The following is an 11400-nucleotide window of genomic DNA, read 5'->3' as shown; positions in this document are numbered from 1 at the left end:
GGGCCGCCCGGAAATTCGGCGGAGGGCCTTTTGTTCGGGGAAAAGGTATGGTATACTTTTTTCGGTATAATCCACGGGAGGAAAGGGCGGTGAAGGAATGCTGGTGTATCTGGCCGCGCTCGACAGCGAGCGGGAGCGGACGAAGTTTGAACAGGTCTACCTGACCTACCGCCAGGTGATGTTCTATACGGCGAACAGCATCCTGCACGACCCGCAGCTCGCCGAGGACGCGGTGCACCAGGCTTTCCTGCGCATCCTCGACCACATGCAAAATATTGGCGAGGTGGAGTGTCCCCAAACCAAAAGCTTTGTGGTTATAATTGTAAGGAACATTTCGATCAACCTCTATAACAGCCGCAAGAAAAAGGCGGTGGTCTCGTTCGACGAGCTCGAAAACTGGACGGCGGATACCGCCGCGGTCCCGGTGGACGAGGTGGAGTCGCGCGAGGGCTACATGCACCTGATGGACCTGATCGACCGGCTGCCGGAGGGTTACAGAAGCGTGCTGATGCTGAAATACGACAACGGCTTTTCGACGGGTGAAATCGCCTCGATGCTGAACCTGAGCGAGGAAAACGTCAAAAAGCGGCTTCAGCGCGCAAAAAAGAAATTGGAGCAGGAGCTCCTGACGGAGGAGGTGAACATATGACAGAGCTTCATGACGACCTGCTGGAAAAGGCTTTCGGCGAGGCGCGCGAACGAATGCTCGCGCGGCTTCCGGACGACGCAAAGCTCGATCATGTGTTCTCCGGGGAATTTGAGGAACGGATGCGGCGGATGATCCGGGCGGGGAAACACAGCCCGTGGCAGCGTCGGATGACCGCTTTCGCGCGCCGCGCCGCGGTGATCGTGGTGGCGGCCGTGGTCGGCTTTTCCGCCTGCGTTTTGAGCGTCGACGCGTGGAAGCAGGGCCTCTTCAAGATGGTGGAGGAGAAGTTCCCCGAGTACTCGAGCATCACCTACGAGCCGGTCGACGGCGCCGCCGGCGTGGCGGAGTTCACCCTCGCCGAGTACCAGCCCGCCTACCTGCCGGACGGATTCCGCCTCACCGAGCAGATGCTCGCCGACAGCATCAACTGGTCGACCTACACCAACGCGGAGGGGGACATGATCTCCTTCCAGCAGTCGATCCTCGGCAGCGGGACGATGGCGATCAACACCGAGGGTTCCCAGCTCGAGGAATTCGACCTGGGCGGCGAGACCGCCTATAAAATGGATAACCGCGGCAGCCAGTTCGTGCTGTGGAACGACAACCAGTATTCCTATATGGTGCTCACCAACGATATGCCCCTCGACGAGGCGGTGCGGATCGCCGCGTCGATCCGGCTTTACCCGCCCGACGCGCCCCATCCGCCCCACCTGCCGGTCGACCAGGGGCTGCTTCCCGACCCCTACACGCCCGAGGAGGCTGCGGAGAACGGGGACGTGGTGATCAGCGGCGGCGGGATCGAAAACGTGCAGGCGCTCGAGGCGCTCTTGAACGCGCAGCAGGCCAGCCCCGCGCGGTGGACGCAGCTCATCATCCGCGTGACGGATTTCGACCGGGGCGGCCCGATCATCCGCGACCTCTATTTTGACGGCTTCCGCGTCCACTGCGACGAGGACAACACCCGTACCGAGGGCCAGGAAAAGAACACCTACAGCGGCTACACCTACGCGAAGCTGGTCAGGGAGACACAGGACGGCGTCACGGTCGTCTACGGCATCGACGACTATACCGGCGACCGGGTGGAGCTGATCCGCTACGACGAGACGAAATAGGCTTCCCACATCAGAGAGCGGCGTTTTGCCGGGGGAGGACAACAGGATGAAGCTTTTACGGAAATTTTCAGGAGCAGCGCTTGCGCTGCTCCTGCTTGTATCCGCGGGACTGCCCGCGTCGGCGCTGCTCAAATCGTCGCCCGCGCGGCAGGAGCTCCCGGAGCTGACGCTGGCCTACGGCGCGGAGCGCGCCACGGCGGCGACCGGCGGTTATGAGTGGGACTATGGGGACGGCTCGAAGGAGATTGCGGACGCGCCGCACCCGCTCGACGAGGGCTACCGGATGCCGATCCTGCTGCGGCGCGTGAGCGTCGGGCGGATCGACCTGTCCTTCGGCCTGCGTCCCGACCGGGTCACCGTCAGCCGCTGGGACCTCTCCGACCGCGGGAATTTTGGCGCGGAGCCCCAGACGCAGACGCTGCGCGACCTGAGGATCGAGGTCCCCGGCACGGGGTCCTATATCTATGAGGTCGCGGCCGAGTGGGAGCAGGGGAGCGCCTCCTATGCCTTTGAGTTCGGCCTCGCTTCGGACAGCACCCGCATGGCGCTCTCCGACCTGCCGGAGGAGTACCCGGCCGAGACGGCGCTCGCCAACGGGGACGTCGTCTCGCGTGAAGGCGCATCCGCGCTGGGCAACCGCGAAAAGCTCGACACCTTCCTTTCGGGGGTGGAGAGCAGGACGCCGGCCTCGGTGCGCGTCGCTTCCTACGGGGAAGCGGGCGGGCCGATCGTCTACGACCTCGCCTACGACGGAAAGGAAATCCTCTGCACGGTCGACCGCACACGCGACGGGAGCCTTGCGGACGACCTGCGCGGGATCACCGAGCGGGTCTATGCCTCGGCGGCCATCGAGTGGGAGCACAGCGTCGATTCGGGCGGCAGCACCGCCTACCTGCGCCTGTCCGGCGCGTCGGGAGGAAAGCTGACGGTGGCGCGGTTCGTCCCCATCGAGATGGCGGCGGAGGAGGAGAGCTGCCCTGAAGGGACCGAGAAGCTCTCTGTTTTGATCCGGAACAACACAGGGGACGAGGCGAGCTTCGACGCGGTGTTCGCGCTCGAGGCGTACCTGAAGGACAAATGGACCGCGGTCCCCTTCGACGGGGCGTTCGACGACTGGGCGGGCGTCCTGCCCGTCGGGAGCGAAGCCTCCTGCGAGGTGGACCTCTCCCAGGTGGGGGAGACGCTCGTCCCGGCGCGGTACCGCGTCGTCAAGCTCCTGCGCTGCGGCAACCGCAGCCTGCGGGTGTCCGCGCCCTTCACGGTCACCGAGCCCGCCGACCGGCTGGCGCTTGAAAAACCGATGGAGATCGGCATCATGATCGGCAACGGCAAGCAGATGACCGCCGCGACGCTGACGCGGCGCGGCCGGTATGAGGAGGTCTCGCCCGTCACCTACGTGATGAGCGAGCTGGGGCGGTTCCGCCCGGTGCCCGGCGACTGGCGGCTGGGCGGCGCGGCCGAGACGGACGGCGCGAGCCTTACCCTCTCCTATGCGGACGGCTCGGAGGTGAAGCTCTACCTCGACCCCAACACGGACCGCCTGCGCGACGGGCAGGACCCGCAGCCGCTGACGCTGCTCTCGCTCGGCGGAAAAAACTACTACTCGGACGGGGAGGCGTACGCCCGGATTCAGAAATGCGCGGCCGCCGTGGGCGGAAAGGCGCAGCTCCAATAACCCAAAGCGGACGGGCCGCCCGGCTGACGCCGGGCGGCTTTTCGATTGGATTTTCCCACCGCGCTGTGGTAGAATAGTGGGGAAACCAAAAAGGAGGCGCGGTATGAAACGGACGGTTTATTACGGCGGGGACATCCTCACGCTCGAAGGCGGCGGACGCGCCGAGGCGTTGCTTGTGGAGGACGGGGTCATCCGGGAGCTGGGGACGAAGGAGGCGCTGCTGGCCTCCTTCCCGGGCGCGGAGCGCGCGGACCTGCGGGGACGCACGCTGATGCCCTCCTTCATCGACCCGCACAGCCACATCACCTCCTGCGCGCAGACCTTCGGGCTCGTATCCCTCGAGGGGTGCCGGGAGATCGCGGAGGTGGTCAAACGGATCGCGGACCACCGGGAAAAGGGCCGGGTGAAGCCGGGCGAATGGATCTGCGGGTTCGGCTATGATCACAACGACCTGAAGGAGCGCCGCCACCCCGGCCGGGAGGCGCTCGACCGCGCCGCCCCGGACAATCCCGTGCTGATCTCCCACGCGTCGGGACATATGGGGGCGGTCAATTCGGCGGCGCTCCGGGAGATGGGGATCACCGCGGACACCCCCGATCCGGACGGCGGGCGGATCGGCAGGGTGGACGGCTCCCGGGAACCGGACGGCTATCTCGAGGAGACGGCGTTCATCTCCCGTTCCAACGCGGTCCCGCTGCCCTCGGAGGAGGAGCGGTTCCGCCAGATGGAGATGGCGCAGGACGCCTACCTGCGGTACGGCATCACGACGGCGCAGGACGGCTTGACCCGTCCGGCCGAGTGGGAGCTGCTGAAGGGGATGTCGGAGGCGGGGAAGCTCCGGCTCGACGTGGTGAGCTACCTCGATCAGAAGCAGTGCCCCGGGCTTCTCCGGGAGAACCCGGAGTGGTACGGCCGGTACCGCGGGAACCTGCGCATCGGCGGGTATAAGATTTTCCTCGACGGCTCGCCGCAGGGACGCACCGCGTGGATGAGCGAGCCCTATGAGGGCGCGGCGGACGGCTACCGGGGCTACCCCTCCTATACCGACGAACAGCTGGAGGCCTTCGTGCGGCAGGCGGTGGACGAACGGGTGCAGCAGCTCGTGCACTGCAACGGCGACGCGGCCTGCGGACAGCTCATCGGCGCTTACCAAAAGGTCGCGGGCGGGGACCTGGGGCTTCGCCCGGTGATGATCCACGCGCAGCTCGTGCGGGAGGACCAGCTCGCCGAGATGGCGAAGCTCGGCATGATCGCCTCCTTCTTCGTGGCGCACACCTGGTTCTGGGGGGACGTGCACCTCAAGAATTTCGGCGCGGCCCGCGCCGAAAAGATCAGCCCCGCCGCGAGCGCGCTCCGGGAGGGGGTCGTCTACACCTTCCACCAGGACACGCCGGTCATCCAGCCGGATATGCTCTTCACCGTCTGGTGCGCGGTCAACCGGCGCACCAGGGCGGGCGTTGTGCTCGGCCCGGAGGAGCGGCTCTCCGTAACGGACGCGCTGCGCGGGGTCACGGCGAACGCGGCCTACCAGTATTTTGAGGAGGACCGGAAGGGGACCATCCGCGCGGGCAAGCGGGCGGATCTGGTCGTGCTCGACCGCAATCCGCTGGATGTCCCGGCGGAGGAGCTGAAAAACCTGCGGGTGCTGGCGACCATCAAGGCGGGGGAACCGCTCTATCGAAAGGAATGACAGCAAGTTGAACTACCGTGAAGAGATCGCGGCCTACCGGCCGCGCGGGGAGGAGGAGGCCGCCGACCAGGCGCTCATTCTCTCGATGATCGAACATTTTCCCGATACGGTGCTCACACGCGAATGCCTCGCGGGGCACATCACCTCGTCGGGCTTTATCGTCAATGAGACGCGCGACAAGACGCTGATGGCGTGGCACAACATCTACCGCTCGTGGGCGTGGACGGGCGGCCACGCGGACGGCGTGCCCGACCTGCTCGCGGTCGCGCTGCGGGAGGCGCGCGAGGAGACGGGCATCCTGCGGGTGTCGCCCCTCTCCCGGGAGATCGCGGGGCTGGACGTGCTGACGGTGCCGGGGCATGTCAAACGGGGAAAATACGTCCCCACCCACCTGCACCTGTCGGTCTCCTACCTGCTGTCCGCGCCGGAGGACCAGCCGCTGGCCGTCAAGAGCGACGAGAACAGCGGGGTGCAGTGGATCCCGATCAGCGAGATCGAAAGCTACAGCAGCGAACCGGAGATGTACCCCGTCTACCGCAAGCTGGTGGAACGGATGCGAAAGCTGCCGTGAGGCTGGAGGAGATCGTAGAACCACTGCTCGGCTGGTACGCGGAAAACGCCCGCGACCTGCCCTGGCGGCGGGAGGTCACCCCCTACCGCGTGTGGATCTCCGAGATCATGCTCCAGCAGACCCGCGTGGAGGCGGTCAAGGGGTATTTCGCGCGGTTTATCGGCACGCTGCCCGGCCCGGCGGAGCTGGCCGCCGTCGACGAGCGGGAGCTGCTGAAGCTGTGGGAGGGACTCGGCTACTACAGCCGCGCCCGCAACCTCCGGAAGGCCGCGCGGGTGATCATGGAAACGTACGGCGGGGAACTGCCCGCCTCCCACGAGGCGCTGCTGACGCTGCCGGGCGTCGGCCCCTATACGGCCGGGGCGGTCGCGTCGATCGCGTTCGGCCTTCCCGAGCCCGCCGTGGACGGCAACGTGCTGCGGGTGCTCTCCCGGCTGACGGCGGATAACAGCGACATCGCGGACCCCGCGGTCAAGCGCGCCGCCGAACGGACGGTGCGCGGGATCATCCCCTCCGGGCGCGCGGGGGCGTTCAACCAGGCGCTCATGGAACTGGGCGCGACCGTCTGCGCGCCGAACGGCCCGCCCGCCTGCGGGCGCTGCCCGCTCGCGGGCCTCTGCGCGGCGCACGCGGCGGGAAACGAAACAGCCTATCCCGTCAAGGCCGCGAAGAAGGCGCGCCGCGTCGAGGAGCGCACCGTGCTCCTGCTCGTGCGGGACGAGCTGCTCGCGCTGCGCCGCCGCCCGGCGAAGGGGCTGCTGGCGGGGCTGTGGGAGCTGCCCAACCTGCCGGGCGCGCTCGACGGCGCCGGCGCCGTCGAGGAGGCGCGGACGCTGGGGCTGGCCCCGCTGCGGGTGGAGCCGCTCGGCCCGGCCAAGCACATCTTCACCCACATCGAGTGGCACATGACCGGCTACCGCGTCACCGTCGAGGAGGCGCAGGCGGGGGAGGGGCTCGAGTGGATCGATCCCAGGGGGCTGCGGGAGGACTATCCGCTGCCCTCCGCGTTTTCGGCCTACCTCGCGCCCTATCTCGCTGCGGGCGGGTGACGCCGCCCGGACGTCAGGAGAAATCCGATGGAAGTCCGGCGACCGGAGATGGGAGACCGCCCGTTGGGCGGTCTCTTTTTGTCAGGGAGATTTTTCAAGCGGGGTTGCCGAAACAGGGAAAATGTGCTATAATAACACCATCCTAAACTGGGGGAATGTTTCGTCCCCCTGTAAGCTGTAACCGGGACCGCCGGGCCCGCCCCGCGGCCGTGTGCGCCATGACGGATGGCCGTCTGCCGAGATTCGATTCGACAGGCGGCTTTGCGTTATTCAAAGTTTGGAAACGAATTGTCCATAATTTTTTGGTATAATAAGGTGATTCATTAAATCAATAAAAACATAAAGAGGAACAGAAAGGGAGTGTGACACATGTCGTCCAACAACCCGTATTCCGAGATTACGCAGGAAATACTGGACCTTTCCGAGCTCTGCCGGAAGGGCAGCGCCATTGACCCCGCGCTGTATGAGAAACTGGACGTGAAACGCGGCCTGCGCGACATCAACGGCAAGGGCGTGCTCGCGGGGCTCACCGAGATCTCCGAAATCCAGTCCAGCATGGTGGACGAGAGCGGCTCGACCATCCCCTGTGAGGGCAAGCTCTTCTACCACGGCATCAACATCAAGGACCTCGTCTCCGGATTCATCCGCGAAAAGCGGTTCGGTTTCGAGGAAGCCGTCTACCTGCTGCTCTTCGGGCAGCTGCCCAGCGAACGGCAGCTGAAGGATTTCTCGGCCCTGCTCGCCCGTTACCGCACGCTCCCGACCAGCTTTGTGCGCGACATCATCATGAAGGCGCCGAGCCGCGACATGATGAACACCCTCGCGCGCAGCGTGCTCACCCTCTATTCCTACGACGACCGCGCTGACGACATCAGCATCCCCAACGTGCTGCGCCAGTGCCTCCAGCTCATCGCTCTCTTCCCGTTGCTGTCGGTTTACGGCTACCAAGCCTACAACCACTACCACGAGGGACAGAGCCTCTATATCCACGCGCCCGACCCCGAGCTTTCGACGGCGGAGAACATCCTGCGCATCCTGCGCCCCGACAGCAAGTACACCGCCCTGGAGGCCCGCGTGCTCGACGTGGCGCTCGTGCTCCACGCGGAGCACGGCGGCGGCAACAACTCGACCTTCACCACCCATGTCGTCTCCTCCTCCGCGACCGACACCTATTCGGTCATCGCGGCCGCGATCGGCTCCCTCAAGGGCCCGCGGCACGGCGGCGCGAACATCAAGGTCGTCAAGATGTTCGACGACATGAAGAAGACCCTGCCCGACTGGACCGACGAGGACGCCGTGCGCGGCTATCTCAAGGCGTTGCTCAACAAGCAGGCGTTCGACCACGCGGGGCTCATCTACGGCATGGGCCACGCGGTCTACTCCCTCTCCGACCCGCGCGCCGACATCTTCCGCGCGTTCGTCAAATCGCTGTCGGAGGAGAAGGGGCTCGACAAGGAATACGAGCTCTACTCCCTCGTCGAGCGGCTCGCCCCCGAGGTCATCGGCGAGGAGCGCCGCATCTACAAGGGCGTCTCCGCCAACGTCGACTTCTACAGCGGCTTCGTCTACAGCATGCTCGACCTGCCGACCGAGCTGTTCACCCCGATCTTCGCCATCGCGCGCATCGCGGGCTGGAGCGCCCACCGCATCGAGGAGCTGTGCAACGCGGGCAAGATCATCCGCCCCGCCTACCAGAGCGTGGCGCCCCGCGCCGACTACATCCCGCTGCACGAGCGGCAATAACGGAAGCCCAGAGGCCCGCCGTCCGGCGGGCCTCTTTTTTGTGCGCCGAAATCCATAAAGGCGGGGGCGGGGACGGGCCTGCGATTTGTCGATTTTGCGGGAATGGCATTTTGGGAGAAGATGTGTTAAGATAGACTGATGGAAAGAGAGGGGTACGGAATGAACCGGCAAATCAAAACCAGCGAGCTGCTTCGGCGGTTCGCTCCTTATTTTAAGAAATACCGCGGGGTGCTGGCGCTCGACCTCTTCTGCGCCTCGCTGACGACGGTGTGCGAGCTGGTGCTGCCGCTGATGGTGCGGTATATCACCGACCTCGGCATGAACGACCTGGCGAGCCTCACCGTTTCGCTCATCCTGAAGATCGGGCTGCTCTACCTGCTGCTGCGGGTGATCGACATGGCCGCCAACTACTACATGCAGAACATCGGCCACATCATGGGCGCGCACATCGAGACGGACATGCGCAGCGACCTGTTCGAGCATCTCCAGCGGCTCTCCTTCACCTATTTCGACAGCACCAAGATCGGCCAGCTGATGGCGCGCATCACGAGCGACCTGTTCGACGTGACCGAGTTCGCCCACCACTGCCCCGAGGAGTACTTTATCGCGGCGCTCAAGATCGTCGTGTCCTTCATCATCCTCACGAACACCAACCTCTGGCTCACGCTGATCATCTTCGCGCTCATCCCGCTGATGGTCCTCTGCGCCACCTATTTTAACCAGCGGATGCGCCGCGCCTTCAAAAAGTCGCGCAACCAGATCGGCGAGCTCAACGCGCAGGTGGAGGACAGCCTGCTCGGCATCCGGGTGGTCAAATCGTTCGCCAACGAGCAGATCGAGCGGGAGAAGTTCCGCGAGGGCAACGAGGAATTCCTCGACATCAAGCGGGAGCAGTACCACTACATGGCGGGCTTCGGCAGCGTGACCCGCATCTTCGACGGCATCATGTACGCCGCCGTGATGATCGCGGGCGGGCTCTTCATGATCTACGGGCAGATCAACGCGGCCGACCTGATGGCCTACCTGCTCTATGTGACGACGCTGCTCACCACCATCCGCAGGATCGTCGAGTTCACCGAACAGTTCCAGCGCGGCATGACGGGCATCGAGCGGTTCCTTGAGGTGGTCGACGCGCCGGTGGACATCCACGACGCGCCCGGCGCGAAGGAGCTTCGGGACGTGGCGGGCGACATCGCCTTCGAGCATGTGGCCTTCCATTATTCGGACGACGACCACTGCGTGCTCTCGGACATCAACCTGCACGTGCGCCCGGGGGACAGCGTGGCCCTTGTCGGGCCGTCGGGCGGCGGCAAGACGACGCTTTGCAGCCTCATCCCGCGCTTTTACGACGTGACCGAGGGGCGCATCCTCGTCGACGGGCAGGATATCCGCGGTCTCACGCTCGAGTCCCTGCGCAAGAATATCGGCGTCGTGCAGCAGGAGGTCTACCTCTTCGCGGGCAGCGTCTTTGAAAATATCTCCTACGGCCGCCCGGGGGCGAGCCGCGAGGAGGTCGTCGAGGCGGCGAAGCTCGCGGGCGCGCACGACTTCATCATGGAGTTCCCCGACGGGTACGACACCTACGTGGGGGAGCGCGGGGTGCGCCTCTCGGGCGGGCAGAAGCAGCGGATCAGCATCGCGCGGGTCTTCCTCAAGAACCCGCCCATCCTCATCCTCGACGAGGCGACCTCCGCGCTCGACAACGAGAGCGAACGGATCGTCCAGCAGTCGCTTGAGACGCTTGCGAAGGGGCGGACCACCTTTACGATCGCCCACCGCCTGACGACCATCCGCGGCGCGCAGCTCATCCTCGTGCTGACCGAGGAGGGGATCGCCGAGCAGGGCACCCACGCCGAGCTGATGGCGAAGGGCGGGCTCTACCACCGCCTCTACAGCATGTACACCGAGATGGAATAGGCTTTTGGCGCGGAAGGACCGATGAAATGGTAAGGGATATGACGGCCGGCAGCCCGTCGAAGATTCTTGTGACCTTCGCGCTGCCCATGATCCTCGGCAACGTCTTCCAGCAGCTCTACAACATCGTGGACTCGGTGGTGGTCGGGAACTTCGTGGGCTCCGACGCGCTCGCGGCGGTCGGGGCCTCCTATCCGGTCACCTTCCTGTTCATCGCGGTCGCCACCGGCGCCTCGATCGGCTGCTCGGTGGTGATCTCGCAGTTTTACGGCGCCAAGCGGATCACCGAGATGAAATCGTCTGTCTTTACCGCGCTCACCTCGATGATGACGCTGAGCGCCCTGCTTTTGCTCGCCGGGCTGCTGCTCGCGCGCCCGCTGCTTTTGCTCATGCGCACGCCGGGCGACATCTTTTCCGACGCGGACGCCTACCTGCGCATCTATGTGGCGGCGGTGCCCTTCCTATTTCTCTACAACACCTCGACGGCCGCCTTCAACGCCCTCGGGGACAGCCGCACCCCCCTCTGGCTGCTGATGCTCTCGTCGGTGACCAACATCTTCCTCGACCTGCTCTTCGTCATCCGGTTCGGAATGGGGGTGCCGGGCGTGGCGTGGGCGACCCTCATCGCGCAGGCGCTCGCCTCCCTGCTGGCGTTTTTCGTGCTGCTGCGCCGCCTCAGGCGGATGCCGTGCGAGGGGAAGCCCCGCGTCTTTGAATGCGAGCGCCTCCGGCACATCTGCCGGGTGGCGGTGCCGTCGATCATCCAGCAGTCGATCGTCTCGTTCGGCGCGCTCTTCGTGCAGGCGCTCGTCAACGGCTACGGCTCCGACGTGATCGCGGGCTACACCGCCGCGACCAAGATCGACAGCATCGCGATCATGCCGATGCTCAACGTCGGCAACGCCGTCTCCTCCTTCACCGCGCAGAACATCGGCGCGGCGAAGCCCGGGCGGGTGGGGAAGGGCCTGCGCGCGGCGGTCGTGATGTCGGCGGTCAT

9 protein-coding genes are annotated in these 11400 nt (G+C 65.4%); all 9 read left to right on the top strand.

Going from position 1 to position 11400, the window contains the following annotated elements; all coding sequences use genetic code 11:
• The first annotated feature begins 97 nt into the window (after positions 1-97).
• The gene (locus RCI06_RS05165; protein WP_276870137.1) at positions 98-649 is read left to right on the top strand and encodes an RNA polymerase sigma factor; all 552 of its coding nucleotides are present in this window, start codon (positions 98-100) and stop codon (positions 647-649) included.
• Positions 646-1761, top strand: coding sequence for a DUF4367 domain-containing protein (locus tag RCI06_RS05160; RefSeq protein ID WP_288233822.1), 1116 nt, complete (start codon positions 646-648; stop codon positions 1759-1761). The genes RCI06_RS05165 and RCI06_RS05160 overlap by 4 nt, the downstream gene beginning before the upstream one ends.
• Positions 1762-1807: 46 nt before the next feature.
• On the top strand, positions 1808-3436 hold the full coding sequence (locus RCI06_RS05155) for an immunoglobulin-like domain-containing protein (protein WP_306574767.1): 1629 nt from the start codon (positions 1808-1810) through the stop codon (positions 3434-3436).
• Between the two features lie 103 nt (positions 3437-3539).
• Positions 3540-5126, top strand: coding sequence for an amidohydrolase (locus tag RCI06_RS05150; protein WP_306574764.1), 1587 nt, complete (start codon positions 3540-3542; stop codon positions 5124-5126).
• 7 nt (positions 5127-5133) lie between these two features.
• Positions 5134-5697, top strand: coding sequence for an NUDIX hydrolase (locus RCI06_RS05145; RefSeq protein ID WP_306574760.1), 564 nt, complete (start codon positions 5134-5136; stop codon positions 5695-5697).
• Positions 5694-6746, top strand: a complete 1053-nt coding sequence (gene mutY, locus RCI06_RS05140; protein ID WP_306574757.1) for an A/G-specific adenine glycosylase — start codon at positions 5694-5696, stop codon at positions 6744-6746. Before RCI06_RS05145 ends, mutY begins: the two co-directional genes overlap by 4 nt.
• A gap of 369 nt (positions 6747-7115) precedes the next feature.
• The gene (locus tag RCI06_RS05135; protein WP_101550010.1) at positions 7116-8489 is read left to right on the top strand and encodes a citrate/2-methylcitrate synthase; all 1374 of its coding nucleotides are present in this window, start codon (positions 7116-7118) and stop codon (positions 8487-8489) included.
• Positions 8490-8648: 159 nt separating this feature from the next.
• Positions 8649-10406: an ABC transporter ATP-binding protein gene (locus RCI06_RS05130; RefSeq protein WP_306574754.1), complete on the top strand. Its 1758-nt coding sequence runs from the start codon at positions 8649-8651 to the stop codon at positions 10404-10406.
• A gap of 26 nt (positions 10407-10432) precedes the next feature.
• Positions 10433-11400 (top strand): MATE family efflux transporter (locus RCI06_RS05125; protein ID WP_306574751.1); only part of this gene is annotated, 968 nt, incomplete at its 3' end.

Source organism: Anaerotruncus massiliensis (ex Togo et al. 2026) (assembly GCF_030825285.1).
GTDB lineage: Bacteria > Bacillota > Clostridia > Oscillospirales > Ruminococcaceae > Anaerotruncus > Anaerotruncus massiliensis.
This window is presented reverse-complemented; position numbering and strand designations above follow the sequence as displayed.

Bases quoted from the DNA above. Each gene is read 5' to 3' on its own strand.
- RCI06_RS05165 (WP_276870137.1), top strand. From the start codon at position 98: ATGCTGGTGTATCTGGCCGCGCTCGACAGCGAGCGGGAGCGGACGAAG.
- RCI06_RS05160 (WP_288233822.1), top strand. From the start codon at position 646: ATGACAGAGCTTCATGACGACCTGCTGGAAAAGGCTTTCGGCGAGGCG.
- RCI06_RS05155 (WP_306574767.1), top strand. From the start codon at position 1,808: ATGAAGCTTTTACGGAAATTTTCAGGAGCAGCGCTTGCGCTGCTCCTG.
- RCI06_RS05150 (WP_306574764.1), top strand. From the start codon at position 3,540: ATGAAACGGACGGTTTATTACGGCGGGGACATCCTCACGCTCGAAGGC.
- RCI06_RS05135 (WP_101550010.1), top strand. From the start codon at position 7,116: ATGTCGTCCAACAACCCGTATTCCGAGATTACGCAGGAAATACTGGAC.
- RCI06_RS05130 (WP_306574754.1), top strand. From the start codon at position 8,649: ATGAACCGGCAAATCAAAACCAGCGAGCTGCTTCGGCGGTTCGCTCCT.